Origin of the sequence: Hyphomicrobium sp. D-2, from assembly GCF_029872155.1 — a bacterium.
In the GTDB taxonomy this organism is placed as follows: Bacteria; Pseudomonadota; Alphaproteobacteria; order Rhizobiales; family Hyphomicrobiaceae; genus Hyphomicrobium_A.
On record NZ_JARXLA010000008.1, the window covers coordinates 235,933 to 257,376 of the forward strand.

25 protein-coding genes and 1 tRNA gene are annotated in these 21,444 nt (G+C 60.5%); 21 read left to right on the plus strand and 5 right to left on the minus strand.

What is annotated here, in order from left to right:
• Positions 1-3: 3 nt before the first annotated feature.
• From QEZ49_RS13535 to QEZ49_RS13545, 3 genes are all read right to left on the minus strand, one after another.
• Positions 4-1,026, minus strand: coding sequence for an ATP-binding protein (locus QEZ49_RS13535; RefSeq protein ID WP_280387643.1), 1,023 nt, complete (start codon positions 1,024-1,026; stop codon positions 4-6).
• 166 nt (positions 1,027-1,192) lie between these two features.
• On the minus strand, positions 1,193-2,833 hold the full coding sequence (locus QEZ49_RS13540; protein ID WP_280387645.1) for an amidohydrolase: 1,641 nt from the start codon (positions 2,831-2,833) through the stop codon (positions 1,193-1,195).
• A 469-nt stretch (positions 2,834-3,302) separates the two neighbouring features.
• Entirely contained in the window at positions 3,303-3,635 is a 333-nt protein-coding gene (locus QEZ49_RS13545) for a hypothetical protein (protein WP_083509453.1), read from the minus strand.
• A gap of 101 nt (positions 3,636-3,736) precedes the next feature.
• Here QEZ49_RS13545 and QEZ49_RS13550 point away from each other — a divergent pair, with 101 nt between their 5' ends.
• From QEZ49_RS13550 to QEZ49_RS13650, 21 genes are all read left to right on the plus strand, one after another.
• Positions 3,737-4,699, plus strand: coding sequence for a LysR family transcriptional regulator (locus tag QEZ49_RS13550; RefSeq protein WP_280387647.1), 963 nt, complete (start codon positions 3,737-3,739; stop codon positions 4,697-4,699).
• 275 nt (positions 4,700-4,974) lie between these two features.
• Entirely contained in the window at positions 4,975-6,201 is a 1,227-nt protein-coding gene (locus QEZ49_RS13555) for a site-specific integrase (RefSeq protein ID WP_280387650.1), read from the plus strand.
• 634 nt (positions 6,202-6,835) lie between these two features.
• Positions 6,836-9,226 carry a phage/plasmid primase, P4 family gene (locus QEZ49_RS13560; protein WP_280387652.1) on the plus strand — a complete coding sequence of 797 codons (2,391 nt, stop codon included), beginning with the start codon at positions 6,836-6,838 and terminating at the stop codon, positions 9,224-9,226.
• A gap of 366 nt (positions 9,227-9,592) precedes the next feature.
• Positions 9,593-9,958: a hypothetical protein gene (locus QEZ49_RS13565; RefSeq protein WP_280387653.1), complete on the plus strand. Its 366-nt coding sequence runs from the start codon at positions 9,593-9,595 to the stop codon at positions 9,956-9,958.
• Between the two features lie 711 nt (positions 9,959-10,669).
• Positions 10,670-11,008 carry a hypothetical protein gene (locus QEZ49_RS13570; RefSeq protein ID WP_280387655.1) on the plus strand — a complete coding sequence of 113 codons (339 nt, stop codon included), beginning with the start codon at positions 10,670-10,672 and terminating at the stop codon, positions 11,006-11,008.
• Positions 10,998-11,351 carry a hypothetical protein gene (locus QEZ49_RS13575; RefSeq protein ID WP_280387657.1) on the plus strand — a complete coding sequence of 118 codons (354 nt, stop codon included), beginning with the start codon at positions 10,998-11,000 and terminating at the stop codon, positions 11,349-11,351. The genes QEZ49_RS13570 and QEZ49_RS13575 overlap by 11 nt, the downstream gene beginning before the upstream one ends.
• Positions 11,344-11,646, plus strand: coding sequence for a hypothetical protein (locus tag QEZ49_RS13580; protein ID WP_280387659.1), 303 nt, complete (start codon positions 11,344-11,346; stop codon positions 11,644-11,646). The genes QEZ49_RS13575 and QEZ49_RS13580 overlap by 8 nt, the downstream gene beginning before the upstream one ends.
• A gap of 3 nt (positions 11,647-11,649) precedes the next feature.
• Positions 11,650-11,994, plus strand: a complete 345-nt coding sequence (locus QEZ49_RS13585) for a hypothetical protein (RefSeq protein ID WP_280387661.1) — start codon at positions 11,650-11,652, stop codon at positions 11,992-11,994.
• A complete protein-coding gene (locus tag QEZ49_RS13590) occupies positions 11,991-12,218 on the plus strand; it encodes a hypothetical protein (RefSeq protein ID WP_280387663.1) in 228 nt (75 codons plus the stop codon). Before QEZ49_RS13585 ends, QEZ49_RS13590 begins: the two co-directional genes overlap by 4 nt.
• Positions 12,218-13,069, plus strand: coding sequence for a hypothetical protein (locus QEZ49_RS13595; protein ID WP_280387665.1), 852 nt, complete (start codon positions 12,218-12,220; stop codon positions 13,067-13,069). Before QEZ49_RS13590 ends, QEZ49_RS13595 begins: the two co-directional genes overlap by 1 nt.
• A 12-nt stretch (positions 13,070-13,081) precedes the next feature.
• Positions 13,082-14,173, plus strand: a complete 1,092-nt coding sequence (locus QEZ49_RS13600; protein WP_280387667.1) for a hypothetical protein — start codon at positions 13,082-13,084, stop codon at positions 14,171-14,173.
• Complete coding sequence (locus tag QEZ49_RS13605) at positions 14,163-14,750, plus strand: hypothetical protein (protein WP_280387668.1); 588 nt, start codon at positions 14,163-14,165, stop codon at positions 14,748-14,750. The genes QEZ49_RS13600 and QEZ49_RS13605 overlap by 11 nt, the downstream gene beginning before the upstream one ends.
• 98 nt (positions 14,751-14,848) lie before the next feature.
• Entirely contained in the window at positions 14,849-16,120 is a 1,272-nt protein-coding gene (locus QEZ49_RS13610; protein ID WP_280387670.1) for a hypothetical protein, read from the plus strand.
• Positions 16,117-16,371 (plus strand): hypothetical protein, encoded by a 255-nt coding sequence (locus QEZ49_RS13615; RefSeq protein WP_280387672.1) that lies wholly within the window; start codon positions 16,117-16,119, stop codon positions 16,369-16,371. The genes QEZ49_RS13610 and QEZ49_RS13615 overlap by 4 nt, the downstream gene beginning before the upstream one ends.
• Positions 16,355-16,558 (plus strand): hypothetical protein, encoded by a 204-nt coding sequence (locus tag QEZ49_RS13620; RefSeq protein WP_280387674.1) that lies wholly within the window; start codon positions 16,355-16,357, stop codon positions 16,556-16,558. The genes QEZ49_RS13615 and QEZ49_RS13620 overlap by 17 nt, the downstream gene beginning before the upstream one ends.
• A gap of 32 nt (positions 16,559-16,590) precedes the next feature.
• Positions 16,591-17,331: a hypothetical protein gene (locus QEZ49_RS13625; RefSeq protein ID WP_280387676.1), complete on the plus strand. Its 741-nt coding sequence runs from the start codon at positions 16,591-16,593 to the stop codon at positions 17,329-17,331.
• A gap of 395 nt (positions 17,332-17,726) precedes the next feature.
• Complete coding sequence (locus tag QEZ49_RS13630; RefSeq protein WP_280387678.1) at positions 17,727-18,581, plus strand: hypothetical protein; 855 nt, start codon at positions 17,727-17,729, stop codon at positions 18,579-18,581.
• A gap of 113 nt (positions 18,582-18,694) precedes the next feature.
• Positions 18,695-19,060, plus strand: a complete 366-nt coding sequence (locus QEZ49_RS13635; RefSeq protein WP_280387680.1) for a hypothetical protein — start codon at positions 18,695-18,697, stop codon at positions 19,058-19,060.
• A gap of 158 nt (positions 19,061-19,218) precedes the next feature.
• Positions 19,219-19,596, plus strand: coding sequence for a hypothetical protein (locus tag QEZ49_RS13640; RefSeq protein ID WP_280387682.1), 378 nt, complete (start codon positions 19,219-19,221; stop codon positions 19,594-19,596).
• A 153-nt stretch (positions 19,597-19,749) separates the two neighbouring features.
• Positions 19,750-19,902: a hypothetical protein gene (locus QEZ49_RS13645; RefSeq protein ID WP_280387684.1), complete on the plus strand. Its 153-nt coding sequence runs from the start codon at positions 19,750-19,752 to the stop codon at positions 19,900-19,902.
• The gene (locus tag QEZ49_RS13650) at positions 19,899-20,177 is read left to right on the plus strand and encodes a hypothetical protein (RefSeq protein WP_280387686.1); all 279 of its coding nucleotides are present in this window, start codon (positions 19,899-19,901) and stop codon (positions 20,175-20,177) included. Before QEZ49_RS13645 ends, QEZ49_RS13650 begins: the two co-directional genes overlap by 4 nt.
• An 87-nt stretch (positions 20,178-20,264) precedes the next feature.
• Here QEZ49_RS13650 and QEZ49_RS13655 read toward each other — a convergent pair.
• Together QEZ49_RS13655 and QEZ49_RS13660 are read right to left on the minus strand one after the other, a co-directional pair.
• A tRNA-Thr gene (locus QEZ49_RS13655) sits at positions 20,265-20,340 on the minus strand.
• A 296-nt stretch (positions 20,341-20,636) separates the two neighbouring features.
• Entirely contained in the window at positions 20,637-21,425 is a 789-nt protein-coding gene (locus QEZ49_RS13660; RefSeq protein WP_280387688.1) for a WecB/TagA/CpsF family glycosyltransferase, read from the minus strand.
• Between the last annotated feature and the right edge of the window lie 19 nt (positions 21,426-21,444).

A 21,444-nucleotide genomic window follows, 5' to 3' on the forward strand; every position in this document is an offset into this window, starting at 1 on the left:
CGCTTAGCCGGCGCGTGGACCGTCCGCCGCCGGTGCAACAACCGGTATCGTTACGGTGACGTCCGTTCCGCCCGTCGATACGTTTTCGATCGCCACACTGCCGCCAAGGCTACGCGCCCTGTCACGCATGGCGGTGAGGCCGATCCCCGCGTCAAGCTGTGACGCAACGCCAGAACCGTTGTCGCGCACGTTGAGGCGGATCAATCGCGGTGCATTCACCTGTTCCACACCACCGGCTGCGCGCGCGCTCGTTTCACTCAGCGTTATGTCCACACGTCCGGCATCGCCGTGACGCAACGCATTGGTGACCGCCTCCTGCACTGCGCGATAAACGGCCAGATCCGCATCCTTGCCGTATCCATCCGCCAACGCATCGGCATCGAATGTGAATACGGTATCGGGATGCTGGCGCCGAAAACCAGCAACAAGACTGCCGACTGCATCGGACAACGGCACCTGCCCGAGCTGAACCGGATGCAGCGTGCGCAGCATATCGCGGTTAAACGATTTCAGTCGGCTGGTGATGTCGTCAATTTCCGCCACCCGCTGCAACAGCTTTTCCGATTGCTCGCGGTCCATTCCGTCCGCAATCCGCCGAATGGAAGAAAGGTTTGCGGATATACCGAACAGGCATGGTCCCGCTTCGTCGTGCAGTTCATTGGCGATGCGCCGACGCTCGGCTTCCTGCATCTCGGAAGCATTCCGGTGCAATTGCACATTCAGCGTCTTTGCTTCCGCAAGCGCGGCCAGCAGATGATTGATACGCCCCGCAATCAGCGCCAACTCGGGCGCAACCGTATTGCCTGCAAGATGCTCGGCAGGATCTTCCTGCTCCGCCACGCGCGCCATCGCCTCCAGCGGCTGCAACCGCCATGCAAGCACCGCATAAACAACTAGCAGGCACGGAGCAGATATCGCCATCCACACCGCCAGCAGCGCGCCATAACTCCATTGCGGCGCTCCATATGCCAGCACCACAATTGCAGCCAGAATTGCGACCGCGACGGTGATCGCAATCGGTACCATAAGCTGCTGCCGCAATGGCATGTCGTGCCACCAACTATGGCCCATGCTTGAACCCGCCGGTACGGTGATCGAGACCATCAGCAGTTGCGCGCCGATGGCCTCTTGTTACGCATCCATGTTCAACCCGAACGCTGCGAAAAATCCAGCAGCGTTGTCGCCGCTGAGATCATCCGAAGATTTTCTCGCCCGCCACCCAGGTCTCCGAAACTTTGATCTTCATGATGTCGTCGGGCGCGACTTTGAACGGGTCTTGCTCCAGCAGCACCAGATCAGCTTCCTTGCCAGCCTCCAGCGAGCCGATGCGATCTGCCTGGCCGATCTGCGCCGCAGCCTGCGAGGTAACCGCGCGAATGGCTTCCTCAACCGTGATCGCCTGATCGGGCCCGACGACGGAATTATCGACTACGCAGCGCCGTGTCACCGCAGTTTGCACCAGTCGCAACGCGCCCAGTGGCGAGCACGGTCCGTCGGTGTGCAACGTGAACGGCAGCTCTTCCTGTACGCACGCGCCCGCCGGATCCATGAACGCCGCGCGCTCAGGGCCGAAAAGCTGATCGCGATACGCCGCGCCATAGAAGAACACATGGTTCATGAGAAATGTAGGCTGCACACCCAGCGCCTTCATGCGCTTGAGCTGATCGGGGCGCGCCATCGTTGAATGTTCGATGCGGTTGATGCCGGTTGCAGGATTGGCACCGTAGGCTGCTTCTATTGCATCCAGTGCATAGTCGATCGTCGCATCGCCGTTGCAATGAATCTGCACCGGCCAACCCGCAGCCTTGACCGCCGCCACCATCGTCTTCAGTTCGGCGGGCGGAAAATTCGGCGAGCCCTTCTTGTCGGAGTTGAGATAGGGCTGCGTCTGCGCGCCGGTCTCTGTTTGGTTGGAGCCGTCTCCAATGATCTTGATGCCGAACAACGAGAAGCGAGAGTTCGGGAACAACGATGCCTTGGCGCCGCGCCCATAGTCGCGATAGGCATCGCCGGCCTTCATATCACTATACATCAGGCTGGCGCTGAGGCGGCCCGTGCCATGCGCCGTTAGCTTCTCCAGCCCTTCAATCCAGTCCGGCTGAATGGTGCCGGGCTCATGCGTGGTTGTGTTTCCAAGTGCCGCGCTGGTTTTGAAGTAATCGATCATCGCCTTTTCGAAAATGGCAGGCGTGATCTTCGGCAGCGCCTTGGTCACGAACTTCAACATCGCGCTCTCTTCATAGACGAGCCCGTTGAACTTTCCATCCGGACCGCGCCCGAAGTGACCACCACCCGGCAACACGCCCACATCATCCGGGATTTGCGCGAGCTTGAACGCAGCTGAGTTGGCCGCGCCGTCGTGCATGTTGATGTACCAGATGAAGATCGGCCGATCCTTCGAGATCCCATCCAGCTCGGCCATCGACAGATCGCCGCCTTGCAGCAAATTGTCGAAGTCGTAAGCCAGCAGCCATTCGCCCGCCGGCAGCTTGGCGTCCATCGCCTTCAAGCCAGCCATCAGCTCGGCGCGCGTGGGATATTTGATGTAACCGACGTCCGCGAGCAGCTCGGAAAACAGCGCCACGAAGCAAGAATGCTGATGCGGATCGACAAAGCCCGGCAACAGCGTGCGGCCATCAAGATCAATCAGCTTGGTGTTTGACGTCTGCAGCCCTGAAACATCGGATTGCGAGCCAACGGCGATGATCTTGCCATCGCGCAGCGCAATCGCCTCAGCCTGCTTGGCGCCACCAGCGGCCATCGGGATAACCGTGCCACCGCGGAATATGATGTCCGCACCCGCAGCCGGTTTCGATTGCGTACGTGCTGTCACGGAGGGCAGCCCAAGCCCCGCGGTTCCGGCAACAGCTCCGGCGAGCGCCATGAAATTTCGACGCGATGGACCACCATTCAACCGCGACCCCGCCTGGGCAACCGGCCAGCCGTGATAGAGGGCCTTGTCTGTGAAGATGGTTCCCACACAAAAACGGCACATGCAGTCGTGTCTCCGGTTGAGGCACTCCGCATAAGCCCATTGCCTGCAGGCGGTGCCAGCCACAACCGGCGCTGTCGATAGACGCGGGCTGCTAGAGCAGACACTGAAATATTAGTGCTAAAAAAACCGTTCCTGTCCGTGCAAAATTTATACATTCCAGCCGCAGGATGGCTTCCAGCGCGACTACCGGCGCTAAACTCCTTATGCGGTTGGCAGCCGAAATCTGCTCAGCAAGCTTCCGCATAAAAAAAAGCCCGGCGCTTGCACGCCGAGCCTTTGAGTATCTGCCCTTCGACCGTGGTCCGGTTTAGTTCGAGACCACCGGGCGCACCGTCAGGCCGTCTGCCTGGCGCGAGAGCTCAACGCTCTCAAGCCCCGACTGCCCCTTCGCGGTGGACAGCACGACCGTCTGGCCGGGCGCGAGCAGGGTCTCGACGCGGATCGGCATACCTTCCCGCTGGGCCAGCGTCGCAACCACGCGGAAGCTGCCAGCTTCCTCGGTGTAATATGCGACGCCGTTCATGGCGCCGAGGTTGATCGACTTGGCACGCGGGGTGTCGGCAAAGGCCGATCCGCTGGCGAAGGAGCCGATCACAGCGAGGGCGACGGCGGCAGTTGCAGCTACTTTCGCAAAGCTCATAGTCATCTCCTGATTTGCTTCAGGCCGAAGCGACATCCGCTGGCCTGCTGCAACGCAACATGATATCAGGAGCATCATTAGTCCAACCGATTGGATCGATAATGCCTATCGACCACATCAATTTAGCTCGCGTCGACCTCAATCTCCTGGTCGCCCTGGACGCGCTCCTGGCTGAGCGCAGCGTCACGAAAGCCGCCGCGCGCATCGGCATCGGCCAGTCGGCCATGAGCCACAATCTGGCCCGCCTGCGTGACCTGTTTGGCGATGAACTGCTGACACGCGGCCCCAAGGGCATGCAGCCAACCCCGCGCGCGCTGGCGCTGGCCGACCCGGTGCGGATTGCGCTGGCGCAGATCGAAACCCTGGTTTCACGCGACGAAACGTTCAATCCCGCCACGGCGGAGCGGGTGTTCCGCATCGGCCTGCCGGACAGCGTCGAGGTTCTCGTCGGCCCCGCGCTGCTGACCTACGTGTGCGCGCATGCTCCCGGCATCCGCTTCCGCTTCTACGCTGCCGAGGGGCAGGGCCTGCTCGACCACCTGGACGCTGACCGTCTCGATCTTGGCATCGGCGTCGGGGCATTCGCCGGCGGACAGGCGCATCACAAGCGGCGCGTGCTGGCCACCGACAGCTATCTTGTGTTGTTCAATGCCCAGAAAATCGACATCGAGCCGCCAATTTCGCTAGAAGATTACGTGCGTCTGCCGCACGTGCTGACCAGCTTGCGGCTGGGCGAACGCGGCGTGGTGGATGAGGTTCTCGAGCAAATGGGCCTTAAACGCCACGTCGCGCTGGTAACGCCGCGCTTCGTCGCCGTGCCGTTTCTCGTTGCCGGATCGCCGGTGCTGACCACGATGCACGCACGGCTCGCTATCTACTTTGCCGATCAGCTTGGCCTCAGCCTCAGCCCGCCGCCGATAGAGCTGCCCAAACTCACCACATCGCTGCTGTGGCACGCATCCTATGATCGCGACCCCGCGCACGCGTGGCTGCGGGAAACGATCATGCGCGTATCGGTGGAGGAGCGGGCGAAGCTGCGCACTGCCGGACGACTGGACATCTAAGCCCAACGACAACGCGGACGCAGAATTTGCATAGTCAGCTGCGGGAGGAGAAGTGGTGCCGCTTAGGTGACTCGAACACCTGACCCCGTCATTACGAAATCTGCCCCAGGCACTTTTACGGCTTTTTCAACAGCTAGATTTCGTCTTAGATTGTTGTTGCATCCAACTGATATGAAATAAAAATAGAACATCCGTGATGGATTTTGCTCCGTATACGGTCTTGCGCGCCAGATCGCACAGGTGGACCTTGGGTGGACCTTTGAAAGGACCCCGTCATGAGGTTCACCGAGAAATCCATCAGCAAGATTGAACCGCCCGCGAGCGGACAGCCGGCCCGCGATGTTCCGGACGACCTGCTGCCGGGCCTTTATCTCACGATACAAACGAGCGGCGTGAAATCGTGGACCGTCCGCTACCGGATCAACGGCCAGCGCAAGCGCTTCACCTTAGGCCGCGTCGAGGCGATCCCAACACCAGCGGACGCGCGCAAACGCGCGAGGCGAATCCTTGAAAAGGTAGCGGAAGGGATTGATCCGCAGGCCGCCAAGCTGGTGCAACGCACACGCGACAACACGGAAGGCTTCCGGGCCCTGGCGATCAAGTTTATCGAGCTGCACCACCGGCCCCGCAACAGAAGCTGGCGCGAGTCCGCGCGGGTGTTGGGGCTACGCCTGAAGGCTGACGGCGAGACATGGGAAGACATTAAGGAATCGCCTGCCCAGCGCTGGGCGGATCGGCCCGTCCGCACCATCACGAAACGCGACGTCGTCGATGAGGTCGATCGGGCTGTCCAGCGCGGGCCGATTGCGGGCAACAAGTGCTTCGCCAATCTGCAACGGTTTTTCGGCTGGTGCATCGAGCGCGGCGTGATCGATGTCTCGCCCATGACGGGGATGCGGTTGCCCAGCCCGATCAAGGCGCGGAAGCGGGCACTGTCGATCGCCGAACTCAATCTGGTTTTTAATGCGGCTGGCGAACTCGACGAGCCTTTTGGTGCGTTTGTTCGCCTGCTCGTATTGACAGGTCAGAGGCGCAACGAAGCGGCCGGCCTGCATCGTAACGAGCTGGACGGCTCGGTGTGGACCATCCCAGCCGAACGTTCAAAGAACGGCACCGAGAACGTGCTGCCTCTTCCAACGGCGGCACACCAGATGATCGAAGATCTGCCCGGCAATGGCTTGCTGCTCACCACGACAGGCACGACGCCGATCAGCGGCTTCTCGAAAATGAAAAGGCACCTGGACGGCAAGATCACGAAACTCAATGCCGGCAAGACGATCCCGCACTTCACTCTGCATGATCTGCGCAGATCCGTCGCCACCGGTATGGCGTCAATCGGCATCGCCCCGCATGTCGTCGAAGCCGTGTTGAATCATAGAAGCGGCGAGATCAAAGGCGTCGCCGCGATCTATAACCGCTGGCAGTATCTTCCGGAGAAAGAAGATGCGCTTAAGCGCTGGGCCGACGCAATTCTTTCAGGGGTGATATTCGGCGCTGAATGACTCAATTCAGTTGCTTATACTTTTTCTAAAAACAATGCGCCGGGGCCTTCTGTTTTTACATACGCCGGTTTTGTGATGTAAAAATTCAATCCCGATTCAATTTGACCACCGACGAAATACAGCGCAAATTAAAAACGCCCCGGCTTGCGGAAAGCCGAGGCGCTTGATGATGAGAAACCCGCCGGTGTATGCAGCACCGGGTATTGATGTCGACACCGGTTTTATCGCCTGAAATCAGTTCGCTGTCAAACCCTTTGTTTCGCAAATCCGGCTTTCAATCCGGAAACTGCAAAACAATGAGTTTAGCTAAATCACTCCCCTCCTGGCATCCTGTCGCGACGGTTTCGCGCTATGGCCACTGGCGCCCGTCCTTTCATGAATGGGTGAGCTTCTACTGCAAGGTGACCGCCACGCCTCGCGGGGATTTTATTCAGGACGCCCGTGCTGATCGGCGCTTGGCCGAGAAAGACTTTGTGGCTTGGGACCGGTTCGAATCGTACCTAATATGCCGGGACGCCTGCGACCGGGCGCGTCGCGTCGCATATCGGGTGTTTCGCGACTATCGGCGATGGTGCGATGAGCGCGGTGTGGCCCTTGACCCGAGGGCTGGCCTCGTGACGACGGAGGACGCGCGATGAACGCCGCATCGAAACTCACGCTCGCGCCCAATGTCGATATCGAAATGGCGCGCCAGTTCCTCGGGCTGCTGGACCCAGATGCCAGCGAGTTTCAATTCTCGATGCTGCTCAACACGGAGTCGCGCAACTACGCGATCGAGCGATATGGCTCGATCGATGCGCTGGCCGGCGAGCTGCGCAGCGGAAACCTGCAGGGCGAAGGCATCTATTTCGTCGTGTCGACATCGGACGGAAAGGGCACTCAGAAGGCGAACATGCTCGCGGCTCGGGCGCTGTTCGCTGACTACGATCGCGGCCTGCCTGCGCCAGAAGATTTCATGCTGCCCCCCTCGCTCACGATTTACACGTCAGTTGTCGATGGCGTGCGGAAAAGCCAGCACTTCTGGCTCATTGATCTGTCGACCGACGAACCGCCGATATCACTCGACGAGCTGGAAGGCATGAATCGGCGCATTCGCGGGTCAGCCGCCGGCGACAAGATGGTCGGGAAATGCAATCAGCTCATGCGGTTGCCTGGATTCTTCAACATGAAGCCTGCCGCCGGGCGATGCCTGGTCACCTTCGATGCTCATCGCGATGCACACGGCTATGTGCTCGAATATACGCCGAACCTCCTGCGCCGCGCGTTTCCGCCAATCCCCAAAGCACCTGCGCAAAGGAAGCCTGATGGCTGCGCCGAAACTGTGGACGATCCGCGCGATATTGCCGACGTCAAGGTACGGATCGATGCGGAATTGGCAGCGCTGGGGACAAATGAACCGGTCGCTGCCGGCGGTTGTCGACACGAGCGATTGATGTACTGGTCGCGTGTGGCCCGCGATCATGGACTAACCTCCGAAACAACGATCAAGCTGCTCCGCGAGACAGCATCTCGGTGTGATCCGCCGCTCGATATCGAGGATGAGCGCGGCTATATCGAGCGGTGCTTCGAAGGTTGCGAAAACGACTTTGGATGTAAGTCGCGCGAGGCACGACATGCGGTAGGGCTGCAGGATGTTGCCGACATTCTCGAGCCCGCGAACGATGTGGAAATCATCGCCGATCGCAAGGTTGTCGATCTCCAACACGACGGGCAGGCGCCGGTCGGCTCGGAAATCGATCTGGCCAACTTCATCGCGGGTAAATACTGCGCCAAGCTGCGCTACGTGGCGCGGTGGGGGCAATGGTTGATCTTCGACGGGCATCGCTGGCACAAAGACGAGGTGCTTGCGGTCTGGGAGACGGTCAAGCGCGAGGTGGCGAGCTACGCCGCGAGCTTCAGTGACAAATCGGCGATTCAGCGGAAGCTCGCCAGCAAGCAGAGCATAGCGGCCGTCGAAAGCCTGATGCGCTCTGATCGCAAGGTCCGCGCTACTGTGGAGCAGTGGGACGCCGATCCGATGCTGTTGAATACGCCGGGCGGCGTTGTCGATTTGCGCACGGGGGACGTTCGGCCAGCCACGGCACAGGACTACCTGACCAAGGCAACCGCTGTCGCACCTGAAGGCGGTTGCTCGCGATGGATGGACTTCCTCGATCAGATAACAGCCGGCGACAAGGATTTGCAGGCATACCTGCAGCGCGTGTTCGGCTACGCCCTAACCGGCAGTACAGTCGAACACGCCCTATTCTTCGGCCACGGTTCGGGAGGCAACGGCAAGGGTGTTTTCGTCAACACATTGATTGGCGTGATGGCAGATTACGCCCTTCACGCGCCTGTCGAGGTATTCACGGAAGCGAAGTTCGACCGACACTCAACCGAACTGGCACGATTGCAGGGCGCCCGGCTGGTGGTCAGCACCGAAACCGAGAAGGGCCGGCGCTGGGCTGAGGCGCGCGTCAAGGCGCTCACCGGCGGCGATCCTGTGACGGCTCGCTATATGCGACAAGACGACTTTACCTTCACCCCGCAATTCAAGTTGTTCGTGACCGGCCAGCACTTGCCGAGGCTATCGAGCGTCGATCAGGGCATGAAGCGTCGCTTCAACCGAATCCCCTTCGACGTCACGATCTCAGCCAGCAAAGTCAACCCGGACCTGCCGGCCCAGCTACGCGAGGAATGGGGCGGGATTCTCGCCTGGGGCATTCAAGGGTGCCTGGACTGGCAAAAGGGCGGCCTGCGGCCTCCACAGCGCGTGCGCGATGCCTCCGCGATCTATTTTGCCGACAATGACGTGACGGAAAGGTGGATGCTGGAACGGTGCAGCTTTGACGATGCTAACGCCTGGACGGGCACGGTCGATCTCCATGCAAGCCTTTGCGAGTTTTGCCTAGAAGCTGGAGAGGGCGCGATCACGCCTAACGATTTGGCGAAGAAATTGGATGAGCGCGGGTTGACCAGAAAGCGACGACAGTCGCGAGGGCAAGGGACGGATCAGATGGGCTTTTTAGGTATTAAGATCCTGTAAACAAATGCCTCAATCTGGCATGCAGGGACCCGCAGGGACCCACTTGCTCTATCGGCTGTACGCGCGCGCACGCACACACATGTGTGACAGCCTATAATGAAACCGGGTCCCTGCGGGTCCCTGCACCCCGGTTTTCGTGCGATGTTGCACGCTCCCTGATGGCTCGTTCCGCTCGCGCAATGGAGCAGTGTCGCCAAGGTCCCACCCTATAGAGGACGTGCAACAGAGCCATCCGACCGTGTGTAAACAGATGATTAGATTGCCCGTCGTTCAGACTCTCTCTATCGCTTGAGCACAAACGGAGACACACGAGACCTAGGCGCCAACTGTTCTAGCGCACCGCTGCCCTATCAATGGAGACCTGCAATGGGACTGCTGCAAACACTGTTCGGACGACGCGCTCGTGAAAGCAATGATTGGCGGCAAGCGACACTTAATCCGCTGCTGAGGCTGAAACTTGAAGAATTTGTTTTGTCCGGCAGCGGCTCTCGCCCGCGGCACTATTTTAGGTTTATCGATGATACTGGCGAGGCAAGCGAGTTCATTGTAAAATATGATCAATTTGGCGACCAACTAATTTACTCTGGGACCATGTATCGCCAGTCGGGAGAAACTGATTTCAGTCAATTGAGCGAACAAGCTTGGAGTATTCCGATTACACATCTCATGTCGCAAGGTCGGATATTAGCAACTCGAGTCCAGCCAACCCGTCACTTTTCGAGTGATGTCTGAACTTGCCAACCGCTGACGTTCTACGGCAATCGCTGTCGTCGAGTCGCTCGTTGACGCGTTGGAACTCCACTTCCAAAAACTCCATGACTCTGGTCCTGGAAAACCTTCCCTGATCACGCGATCTTGCTGAGCAAACTCAGCCTCGCGACTTCGAACCAATCCGTAGACATAAACTCAACAGTCGCCCCCACCGAAACCCACGATCAACTGGGTTCGATGCCGATCGAACCCCTCGCGACCTCGCGCCTATCATGATAGTATTCCCTAGCGATTGAACCATATATTGCAGGTAATTCTTCAAGCACAACCGAGCAGCCGAATCTTTGATGCAGTATTTCACAAGACCAGCGGCCTGTATTATCAACTACATATTGTCGAACCCCCCGGAAATACAGGATATTTTCCATAATAATTCTTATGCGAACGGGTTTCGCAGCTCATCATTTGACTTTCAAACCTTCATACTTACTGTTGTTCAATTGACCATTTAGACCCCCTGACGGCCACCCCCTCGCCCCCTCACGACCCCGCCTAGGACTCACCCCATATCCGGGCCTTCTTAGAATGATCTTTTACATCAATCTGTTGTTTGGTTTTGGTGAGAAGCTAGATGCATCAATTTATGTAAACTATTGAAATATAGAAACTAGTTGACTCCGTTAACTAAACTGTGTACATGCACATACTCTAGGGCGTGCACGGAGCGTTTGCGTGAGCCAGCTTGACCCCGGTACTGACGACCTGGCCGAGAAGTTCGGCCTGAACGAGCGCCAGAAGCGCCTCGCCGACGCCCTCTTGGCCGGCGCGACCCAGGTCGAAGCAGCGCGTGCTGCCGGCTACTCTCAAGGCGCCACAGAGGCCGCCGCGCGGTCTTCGGCCAGCAATCGATGTAACTCGCCGAAGGTGCGCCGCTACATGCAAGCGGCGCAGGCAACGCCCCTGCCGGAAATTCCTGATGACCTGTTGGTGACCATCGCCGCCGTCGTCACGCTTCTCCAGAAACACCTCGCATCGGGTCCGATCAGTCGGAGGCTAAAACATGTCGCCTAGTTTTCTCGATGACGCCGCCGCGCCTGACGCGCTGCCGGCCCAGATCGCCAACCTGCCCCGCGAGCAGCTGCTGGCCTGGTGCAGCCGTGCCGGCGTCACGGCCCGGCTGCGTGTTCGACAGACAGACAACCGTGTCACGATCGACGTCGTCGAGCTGGACCCCGAACTGACCTCGAACGACATCTCGACTCAGGATGTCCGCCGCGCCGTTTCGTTGCACCTCCGCTCAATCGCCCGCGACGCGGGGTATCGCGCCGTCCGCGAGTACCTCGCCGAACTGGACGGCGCTCAAATCTCAACCGACGACGTCGACGTTGCTGAAGAAGGGGTTAACCATGGTTAAGCACGTCGTCGGCATGACACCGTTCAAAATTCCCCCTGTGTCGATCGACATCCTGCCGCCTCAGCTCCAGCTGATGACGCAGGGGGAACTCGTCGCGTTCGCGCGCCGCGCCCGGATCACGGAAAAGCGCGCTGGCAAGCGCGACGGCAAGCCGATTGTGACCGAGCACGAGGTTACGGCTGAGCTTGGCCGCTACCAGGTCGCCGAAGTCATCGCGGCGCACCTTGCGGCCGTCGGCAAAAACGCCGCCGACAACGCGATTGCGACCTTCGTTCGCGCCACCTTGGAGGGCTGATTCATGGCGAGTGAAGTTCCACTGAACATTCCCGGCTATCCCGAAGCGGACAGTGTGCCGACACAGGATCTGGTCCGCTGGGGCAGCGCTGCCGACGTGCGGTACGAGAAGACGGTCACGCACGTCGAGCGTGAGCGTGTGATTATGGGCGGCACAATCCGCCGTATTGAACACACGTTCTATCGCACCGAGCGTCATCTTCTCGACCACAATCTTGGGCGGAAGCAGGTCGGCGCAGCCATCGCCGCACACTTGAAGAAAATACACGACGACGCCGGAAAGCGGGCAACGTATTCTGTCCTCTTCTCGACCGCTGCACCTGGAGTGTCGCCGAAGGGGGGCGCATGACAGTCAGCGCGCTCTTCGTACCCGCCGCCACCGCCGCGAACTTCGCGTCGCTGATCGGCTGCGTGCGGTCTGTCGAGCGCACTACGGCTGCGCTGCTAGCGGAATGCACTGACAGCGCGATGCGCATCCGAGCAATCGATGACCTGCTGTCGTGCCGCTTCGCCACGCAGCAGACTCTGGATGCCATGCTTGAACGCTGGCGCCCGCTAGGGGAGTCGAACTGATGGCGATTGGTACAATCCTCGGCGCCGCGGCTTCCGCAGGCATCTCGTATGGCGCGAACAAGCTATTCGGCGGCAACAGCTCCAAGAACGCGAACGCCGCGCTTATGAACGCGCCGGCGCTGGTCAGCCAAAGCCAGATCGACGACAGCTTGAGCATGCTTGGCAATCCCCAGTTCACCGGCTTCAACGGAGGCGGACTCGCGTCACATCGGGTCGGCGACCGTGTCGAGGTTGCCAGCAGCTCCTCGCGCCAGGATCTGATCGGTCGCCTTTCAGGAATGTTCCCGCAGGCCGCGGGGCAGCTTGCCGAATTGCGCAGCCGGCTCGATCCCACCACCGGACAGCTCAAGCAAGCTGCCATGTCAGAGATCGACAATGCACGCGCACGCGCCATCGGCAATCTGCGTGAGAACCTGCAGCGTCGCCGTCTGCTCGGATCATCATTCGCACAGGATGCGATCTCTCGTGGGGAAGCTGAGTTCGCGCAACAGAAAGCCCGGTCGTCCGCCGAGATCGACCTGCTTGCGATCGACAGCGCGCAGAAGCTGATCATGCAGGAAACCGAGCTGAGCGCGCAGGGTTTCAACACGCTGCTATCCGAACTCAACTTGCAGGCCGGCATGGCTGCGGAGCTGAGCAATAAGTTCCAGACGGAAGCCAACGCCAACGCACGAATGCTGGCGCAGGTGGTTGCGCACATGGCAACGGGAAGCGCCAGCAACGCCGCAGCAAACGCCCGCGAAAACGCCAAGCTCGCCGCTGAAGCCGATAAAGGCCAAGGCTCGTTCATCACAGAACTCACAAATCCGCTTGCCGGCGCGTTCGGAGATCAGGTGCAGAGCCTCTTTTAAGGAGTGACGCGTATGGCATCAGGGCATTCAGCCGCCGGCGCAGCCGCATCACTCGCGGGGGCCGATGCACGGCGCATCGCTGAGGAAGATAACATCGCCCAGCGCGCACTGCAGGCGCAGTCGATTGATGTCGCACGCGGCAACGCAGCCCGAGCCGACGCGCAGTTCAACATCAAGAACGTCGAAGAGCGCATCAGCTCGTCAATGCAAACCATCGGATCAACGATCGACAAGTTCCGCGCAGCAGGCGCACCGCCCGAGAAGATCGCCAGCGCGGTCGGCGGTTTGCTGCAGCAGGTCACCCAGATGGCCGCAGGTATCGGCCGCGATCCTCGCCTGTATCTGGCGCAGGCCGAAACGTTGATGCGCGCGCCAGCAGCGCCGACTGATCCGACGACCGCCCAGAAAGACTATTCCTTCTATGCCCAGCAGGAAACAACGGCCGGCCGCACGCCGCTGTCGTTCAACGATTATGAGTTGCAGTCTCGCAAGGCCGGCGCGACCAACGTCACCGTCAATAACGGCGGCGCGAGCGCATTCGAGAAGGAGCTTGGCCAGCAGCTCGGCAAGGACTTCGTCGAGAAGAAGCGCGGGGCTGAAGACGCAATCGCAAGCTTGGGTGCTTCTGAGGAAGCTCTCCGCCTGCTTGACAGTGGCATCGTCACGGGCATTGGCGCTGATGCACTGATCCAGACGGGTAAGGCTCTTCAGCAGATCGGCGTTACCTATTTCGACGACCCGATCAAGAACACCGAAGCCTACGCAGCATCGCGCGTGCAGGAAGTCGGGCGGCTCATCAAGATGTTTGGCGCCGGCACCGGGCTTTCCGATGCCGACCGCGAGTTCGCAACGAAAGCCGCAGCCGGTGATATCTCGCTGAACGAGAAGTCGCTACGCCGGATCATCGACATCAACAACCGCGCGTCGCGCGCAACAATCCAAGCGTATAACAGCATCGTCGGGCAGCTCGATCCGAACCTGATGCCGTTTGATCTCCGACTCACCGAACCGCCAGCAGCCCAGTCCGCGCCGACACCGACCCGTCGCAAAACGATCGGCGGCAAGTCTTATATCAACGAAGGTGGACATTGGTATGCCGAATGACCAGCAGCGCCAGCCCGTAACTGATGCGGCGTTGCTGGATCAGCTCAATGCCCGCGAGCCGGTCACTGACTCGAACCTGTTGCGCATGCTTGAAGGGGACGCCCCGACACCTGCGGCACCGGCGGAGGACGTACCGGGCCCGAGCAATGCCGTGCGCTTCACGATGATGCCGCTCGAGTTCGACCCGGACGATGATCTGGGCAACGAGGCCGGCATCGTCAACGCGTTGCGCAACGGCGCCAGGTTCGGCCTACCAGGCATGATCGCCTCGTATGCTCACGCACGCGGGATCAGTCTTGCCGTGCCTGGCGCCGTCGAGACCGCGGCCAGCGTTGTCGGTGATGTTCTGAAAAGCATCGGCGCGCTGCCCGAAACTATCCGGCGATCGATGGCGGACGAGTATCCGGATACCGCGGAGGGCCACGCCCAGCGCAGCCGTGATGCGATTGAAATCTCGACACTCATGATGGGCGTTCCCCCCGGCGCTGGGGCGGCAATGGCTCGAGTCATTCCCCGCACGGCAGGTGCCACAGGGCAGAAGGCCATAGCTGCCTCTTCACCGGCCGTGCGGGGGTAGGAAAAGAGGAAGCACTGGAAGCCGCCGCCCGGCTCGATATCAAAATCCCGATCGGCGCGGCGAGCGACAGTTACACGGTCAACACCGCCAGTGCTGCCTTGAAGGAAGCGCCGATCGTTGGAACGCCGCTCGTCAACGCCGCCCGCGAAGCGCTGGGCAAGCTCGATAGCACCGTGGCCGGCATCGCCGATGATCTTGGCGCAGGAAGCGTGCTGACAGCCGGACACGCGGTCAAGGATGACGCGGTGTCCTGGATCAATGTTCTGAGCAAAGACGAAGCATCGAAGATCTTTGCACCTGTCGACGAGCTGATGACAGGGAAGACCGGCAAGCTCAATCGAACCGGCGTCGCGGTGCGCAGCATGGCGAAGCTGGCGGAAGAGAGCGGCTTGCCGCCGCCAGCGATCGTCAAGAAGCTGGACCGCGCGCTCGCAATGAACATGTCGTTCGCAGGCATGCAAAATCTTCGGACACAGATCGGCGACATGATGAGTGGCAACATCATCCCTGAAGCCGGCCTATCCAAGCGCGCACTGAAGGCGATTTACGCCGGGCTCACCGAAGACATGAAATTCATGGTCGGCAAGGAAGGCGGCGCGGCCGGCAAGAGGGCCTGGACCGAGGCGAACGAGAAATTCAGGACAGAGATTGCAGCCAAGCGCGAAGCCCTGGGCAAGATCGTCGGCGTGGATGGCAGTGTCACGCCCGAGGCGGTAACCCAACGCCTGGTGACCATGGCAGGTGCAAAGCGCGGCGCGGATGTCACGGCGCTGGGCATAGCCAAGGAAAAGGCCTCACCGGAAGCGTGGGCAGAACTCGCGTCATCGGTATTGGCGCACATCGGCCGCGACAAAGACGGCTTTTCGATCGCGAAATTTCGCACCGAGTGGTCGAAACTCAGCGACAACGGCAAGGATGCTTTGTACTCGACCGATCACCGCCGCGCCCTTGATGATGTCGCGAAAATAGGCGCCCGGTTCGAAAATCTGACGAAGATGGGCAATCCCTCCCGCTCCGGCGTGATCGGCTTGACAGGCGTTGGCGGCGGGCTTGCTGTTGTTGATCCCGTGTCGCTTATCTCCGGCCTCGCAGCCGGACGCGTGCTGGCATCCATCCTCGCACGACCGGCAACAGCCAAGGTCACTGCGCGCTGGGCAAACGCCTATGCCGACTATGCAGCAGCACCCGGCGAAGCGACGTTCCGGGCAGCCAACCGTGCAACGCTCGATATGCGATCCACACTGGAAAGCGCCGGCATTCGCTACTATCCGGCTGCGGTCACTGCAAACGCGCCACGCACAAACATCGCCACGGAAAGCATTCCAGCTGGCCCGCCGGTCAGCGATGAAACCGGTGAGGCTGACGAATGACCTCGACGCCCTACGGTAAACTCGCCGACGTCACCCGCAGTCTGAGCACGCTCGCGCGCAGCATTGACCGCGAACGCGATGCCAATCCAGATCTCGCGGATCGTCTGGCTCTCGAGCTCGATGATCTGTTGACCAAAACCGAGCGCGAGCTGTCCAAGCTGACGATCAAGCCGCCGCGCTGCAGGCTGGGCCGTTGGCAACGTGATTCAAACGCTTTCAACAGAGGACAATCCCATGTCGGACCCCGATAAGACCCCCGAGCAGACCGAATTGCAGCGGCTCGCAGTGAACATGACGGACGAACAGAAGGCCGCTGCCTTGGCACAGGCTAACGCTGCCTTCGCGCCACCTCCACAGACGCCGAACGTCAACGCCATGAGCGATGGGGAATACCGTCAGTTCTGCCAGAAGACCTACGGTTACGTCCCGAAAGTTTGATCCAGAACGTCATTTCAATCGGAAATAGCGTCATGGCCGATCCAATCGACAGCAGCCCCGCGCCGTCCGCACCCGCTGGGGGCGACGATCTGCAGGACGTGATAGCAGCGTACGAATCTGCGATCGCGGGCAACAATCCGGCCGATCAACCTGCACAGGCCGCGGCTCCCGAGACACCGACACCGGAACAGCCTCCGGCCGATCCGAGCGTGTCGAACAGCTATTTCAAAAACATCGCCGAGCGCTATCCGTCGTGGGAGGCACCTCCCGAGCTGCGCCCGCGCGATCAGGATATCGACGAACTCCAGCAGTTCCGCGAGAACTTCACGCGCTGGGCCGGCAACGTAGAGCACGAGCGCCTGATCGCGCGCGAGAAACGTGACGCGGACGGCATGTATAGCGAGGCCAATGCGATCGCCGGCGATTATCCCGAACTGGCCGCTGACTCGGGCACGGTCTGGCTCCGGAACGAGTACGCCATCAACCCCGATCTGCAGAACGCGTGGGATCGCCGCTACGATTCACAAGACGCGATGAAGCACGCGCGCAGGGTAGTCAACGAGGCACTGCAGAGGTTCGCCGATCACGCCCAGCGCGAAGCCAATCGCATTCGCTCTATTCCGGTCAACGAGGATCGAGAAGCCGTATCGGCTAGCGTGCGCGGCGCATCGAAAGAGCCGCCTCCCGCACGCCAGCCGAACATCAACTTCATGAGCGATGCGGAATTCCAAGCCTGGACCAAGAAGCAGTACGGCTACACACCAAGAATCTAAGATAGAGAGTTACGCCCAGGGCTGGAAATTCACAACCGGCGCGGACGTATAGATGATCGCTTGCGGCAGCTTCGCTAACGCCTGATTCACCAAGCATTCAGCACACGGAAAGCATCGCAGCTTACAAATAGCGAAGGCCCGCAGGGCGGCAACCCGGCGAGCCTTCTTGATCAACCCCAAAGGTGTAGTTTGGAGTGTGACCCATGTCGCGATTCTCACCCTTTTTTCATTCATGTAAAGGCTTCGTTTTTCGGCCAAGCGAAGCCAAGCACTTAGCCTCCCCGTCTTCACCCATCATCAGAAGTCTGACGATCATCGCCGCGATCTGTCTTGTCTCAGCGAGCGCTGGGTTCGGCATTTACTTCGCGTGGACGATCGGCAGCAAATACGACGCCGTGCTCGGTGTGATCTTCGTCATCATGGCGCTGGGGCTGGAGATATCCAAGCCGTTCGCCGTTGACGGTGCGTTCCATCTCGCGCGCCGGTTCAAGCTGTTGCAGGCTACAGCGCTCGCCCTCGTTGCCGTTCTGGCTGTTGCCTACAGCCTGCAAGCCGAACTGACCTTCATGTCGATGACGCGCGGAGACCTGGTCGCGCAGCGGGCCACGGTGCACGATGCTGCGCAGCGCGCCGAACAGCGCTATCAGCTTGCGCTCGCCGAGCTTGGGGCGTTGAAGCCTGCCGGGACATCGAAGTCGGCGACGAACGCTTACCTGACGCGCCGCGAGGCCCTGCAGAACGACTTGCGCGCAGCAGAGACCGATCGGCGAACGGCGCCGGTTGCAATAACGGCCGATCCCGGTGCCATCGCCCTTTCCACCTACGCTCAGGCGCTGGGGTGGAAAGCCGACCCCGCTCAACTGGGTCTGTGGCTGCCTCTGATTGGTGTGCTGGCGCTGGAAGTTGCATCGGCATTCGCGGTGGTTCTCGTCCGCAGTTCATCACCTCAACCCCCCGCGCCTGCCCCCGCCGGAGAGCCGGTTAATGCGGCATCCGCAGATCAGGCTGGTTCAGCCGCCGAACCACCCGCAAACACGGGCGAAGCGGACCCCCGCGAAAAAGTAAAATCTGCAGTTCTGAACCACCTGGCTGAACGGGGAGGCTCGGCGGTCACCAGCGAGCGCGGTCTAGCGGCCCTAATCGGCAGCTCCAAGCCAACCGTACGACGCGCCATCCATGCGCTGACGATTGCCGGCGTGATCGCAGCGCAGACGACGCGCAACGGCACAGTGTTGCGGCTGGTTGCCTGAGTATCCGGCGCGGTGATAGAGGCGGCCCCAGCGCTGGGCCGCCCTTTATTTTTTGGGGATTGTCCGGCGCAACGCCGCAACTGCGTCGACAGAATCGCATCACTCTCAAATCTATGAGCCCCTTTGACGTCTTCCCCCTCTGGATGCAATTCGCATACGGCTTCTGCTTTGCGCTGGCCGTGACGGTGCCAACAGTCTTGATTCTGATTAGAGGGAAAGAAGTGAGACGTTGGTTGCAGCGGGAAGCTAGATATCTTCCCGACAGCCGGTCCCACTTCGCCAGTTCGGTCGCCGTAGCAGCGGTCTACGCCTTAGCCTTCTTGGCCTGGTTCTACATTGGGATGGTGAGCCTTGGCGTCGAGGAGATTCCACCGACCCTGACAGACGCGGTGATGGAGGGCGTGAAGAACGGTGTATTTGCTGCAGCTCCGATCGTCGCGTTCATCGTGTGGAACTTGGACGGCGACACTGAGCAATAGTCGACTTTTTATTTGTAAGCCGAAAATCTGTATACGTATTTTTGACATCGGTGCGATTGTCGAAAATTCGAATTATTGACAACTCATTGATAATTAACGCAAAATTTGGCGAATCTGCTATAATCCATTGAGGTCGCAACCTTTTTGGAGATTCCGCAATGCCCTCCGCCACGCGCCGCAAGGCACCCACATCCAAGCCCGCCCGTTCCGCCTCAACAGCACGTCGCCCAGCGCGGCCCAGCAACACCTCGCCGCTTCGCAAGCCGCAAGAAGCCATCGAATTTACAAACCTGCGCGCAGCCTATGCCGCTTGTCGTCTCGACGGCTCTGAGGGGATATCAGATCGCGAACTGTGCCGTCGCTCGGCGGCGTTCGATAAAGCGACTAAATCGGCCGCCGAGAAAAGCACAAAGGGTCTGGCGCTCGCGCTCATGCTCAATTTGGGCTGGACAGACGAAGACCTGCCGAAGAAGGCGAAGTCAAAGGCCGTTGCTGATGCGCTTACGGCGCGGCTGATTCAGCGGACTGTCGCCTGACATTCTCACGACACAGATTGTTTGTGTACTTGCGCTCTCGAATCGCAAAACATCACGATCGGCATTGCGCCAACCTCCCCGAACGGACGGGATCGATTGCAACTTGCGGCACCCCGCGAGGGTGATCCACCACATCGATAGGAGATAAGGGCAATGTCATCGCAAGGCGACACCATCGGACGACCGTCCCCGCTCGAAGAAGCCGACAAAAATAACCCGCCATCACCACCGCCGAAGCCGCTCGGCGAGCCGGGCTTCTTCGTTCCCGACCCACCACGCTCTATCTCGCCGGTGACCGGTCGATGACTCAATTCCTGAGCACGGCCGAACTGGCCAAGCGCTGGCGCTGCGAGCCGCAGAGCCTTGCTAACCTGCGTTACCGTCGAGACGGCATACCATGGACAAAAGTGAACGGGCGGCCGCTGTACGCCATGGCCGACGTATTGGAAGCAGAACAGGCCGGGCGAACGGGGTTCACCTGGACACGCCTCGAGACCGCGCTCGGACAAGTGCTGCAGATCGATGAAAAGAAGGCAGCAAAGCTCGCGGCCGATCTGAAGCGGGCAATGGGAGACAGATAGGTGCCGCGTGGACCTTTGAAACCGCCAAAAGGTCCAATCGGCCCTGCCGGGCGCCCGCCGAAAACCGTCTAAGTGCTTGAAAGGCAATGGTGCCGCTTAGGTGACTCGAACACCTGACCCCGTCATTACGAATGACGTGCTCTACCGACTGAGCTAAAGCGGCAATCCAAACAAAAGCGCGGGCCAAAGGCGGCTCACGCAGCTGGCAAACGCCGCCAGCCCGGCGCCGGCCTCCCAATGGGTGGCGCGGTGCGAGCCGGAATAGACCAACTTGGCCGCCCGTTCAAGATGCCCGATGGCGATTAACCTGCAAGGCCACCGGTTTAAGCGGCCTGTGGCCAAAAACCACTGGCCCTGTGGCCTGTATCCGGCCCGTCAATGGCTGCAAACGCTTCCGGCAGCGGCCGATCCTGCCCACCCCAGCGCCGTGCTGCTGAAATCCCAGTCCACCGGCCTGCCCTAACCCGGCGTTTGGGCCGCCGCGCGCCCTCCGGTCAGGCGTCCCACCTCCAACCGCGCCAGCAGCAGAGCGCACTTGGCATAGCGCGGCCCAAGGCGGCGCGGCTCCTGCGCCAGCCGCCAGAACCATTCCAGCCCCAGCCGCTGCACAAACTCGGGCGCGCGCACCGCCAGCCCGGCCAGAAAATCCGCCGCAGCGCCAACGCAGATGAAACTGCAGCCGCCACCCGCACGCGCAGCCCGGACGGAAAACAGCTCCTGCTTGGGTGCGCCCAGCAGCACAAAGCACAACCGCGCGCCCGAACGGCGAATGTCGTCGATGTATTGGTCCGCCAACTCGCCTTCGGGATCGAAGCCGCGCGGAGGCGATACCGCGCCAACGATGTTCAGCTTACCGCCGGTCGCCTCGGCCAGCACCTGCCGCGTGCGCGCCAGCACCTCATCGGAACTGCCGAACAGAAACACCGGCTGCCCGGCTTCTGCTGCCGCCACGCTGAGCGGCAGCATCAGATCAGCGCCCGTCGTGCGCTCAAGCTCCGGCCATGTGCGCCGCCCGATGCGCACAACCGGCGCGCCATCAGCGGTGACGAACGTCGCCTGCCGATAGGCCTCACGGAACTTCGCGTCCTCGCGCAGCTTTACCAGATGATCCAGATTGAGCGTAAAGACGGTGCTGTTCTGCGCCTTCTGCATCGCCTCTGAGACGAGACCAATCGCGGCCGCTTGCGTCGGAACATTCACCCGCCAGCCGTCGATCCGCACTTCGTCCATGCGTTGTGCATTTTCCATTCGCGTAATTCCACCGCTC

Coding starts and splice junctions, on each gene's coding strand:
- QEZ49_RS13545 (WP_083509453.1), bottom strand. CDS start 3,635: ATGAGCTTTGCGAAAGTAGCTGCAACTGCCGCCGTCGCCCTCGCTGTG.
- QEZ49_RS13560 (WP_280387652.1), top strand. CDS start 6,836: ATGAACGCCGCATCGAAACTCACGCTCGCGCCCAATGTCGATATCGAA.
- QEZ49_RS13650 (WP_280387686.1), top strand. CDS start 19,899: ATGACTCAATTCCTGAGCACGGCCGAACTGGCCAAGCGCTGGCGCTGC.
- QEZ49_RS13550 (WP_280387647.1), top strand. CDS start 3,737: ATGCCTATCGACCACATCAATTTAGCTCGCGTCGACCTCAATCTCCTG.
- QEZ49_RS13565 (WP_280387653.1), top strand. CDS start 9,593: ATGGGACTGCTGCAAACACTGTTCGGACGACGCGCTCGTGAAAGCAAT.
- QEZ49_RS13625 (WP_280387676.1), top strand. CDS start 16,591: ATGGCCGATCCAATCGACAGCAGCCCCGCGCCGTCCGCACCCGCTGGG.
- QEZ49_RS13585 (WP_280387661.1), top strand. CDS start 11,650: ATGGCGAGTGAAGTTCCACTGAACATTCCCGGCTATCCCGAAGCGGAC.
- QEZ49_RS13595 (WP_280387665.1), top strand. CDS start 12,218: ATGGCGATTGGTACAATCCTCGGCGCCGCGGCTTCCGCAGGCATCTCG.
- QEZ49_RS13615 (WP_280387672.1), top strand. CDS start 16,117: ATGACCTCGACGCCCTACGGTAAACTCGCCGACGTCACCCGCAGTCTG.
- QEZ49_RS13600 (WP_280387667.1), top strand. CDS start 13,082: ATGGCATCAGGGCATTCAGCCGCCGGCGCAGCCGCATCACTCGCGGGG.
- QEZ49_RS13580 (WP_280387659.1), top strand. CDS start 11,344: ATGGTTAAGCACGTCGTCGGCATGACACCGTTCAAAATTCCCCCTGTG.
- QEZ49_RS13660 (WP_280387688.1), bottom strand. CDS start 21,425: ATGGAAAATGCACAACGCATGGACGAAGTGCGGATCGACGGCTGGCGG.
- QEZ49_RS13590 (WP_280387663.1), top strand. CDS start 11,991: ATGACAGTCAGCGCGCTCTTCGTACCCGCCGCCACCGCCGCGAACTTC.
- QEZ49_RS13645 (WP_280387684.1), top strand. CDS start 19,750: ATGTCATCGCAAGGCGACACCATCGGACGACCGTCCCCGCTCGAAGAA.
- QEZ49_RS13575 (WP_280387657.1), top strand. CDS start 10,998: ATGTCGCCTAGTTTTCTCGATGACGCCGCCGCGCCTGACGCGCTGCCG.
- QEZ49_RS13605 (WP_280387668.1), top strand. CDS start 14,163: ATGCCGAATGACCAGCAGCGCCAGCCCGTAACTGATGCGGCGTTGCTG.
- QEZ49_RS13620 (WP_280387674.1), top strand. CDS start 16,355: ATGTCGGACCCCGATAAGACCCCCGAGCAGACCGAATTGCAGCGGCTC.
- QEZ49_RS13635 (WP_280387680.1), top strand. CDS start 18,695: ATGAGCCCCTTTGACGTCTTCCCCCTCTGGATGCAATTCGCATACGGC.
- QEZ49_RS13555 (WP_280387650.1), top strand. CDS start 4,975: ATGAGGTTCACCGAGAAATCCATCAGCAAGATTGAACCGCCCGCGAGC.
- QEZ49_RS13640 (WP_280387682.1), top strand. CDS start 19,219: ATGCCCTCCGCCACGCGCCGCAAGGCACCCACATCCAAGCCCGCCCGT.
- QEZ49_RS13535 (WP_280387643.1), bottom strand. CDS start 1,026: ATGGTACCGATTGCGATCACCGTCGCGGTCGCAATTCTGGCTGCAATT.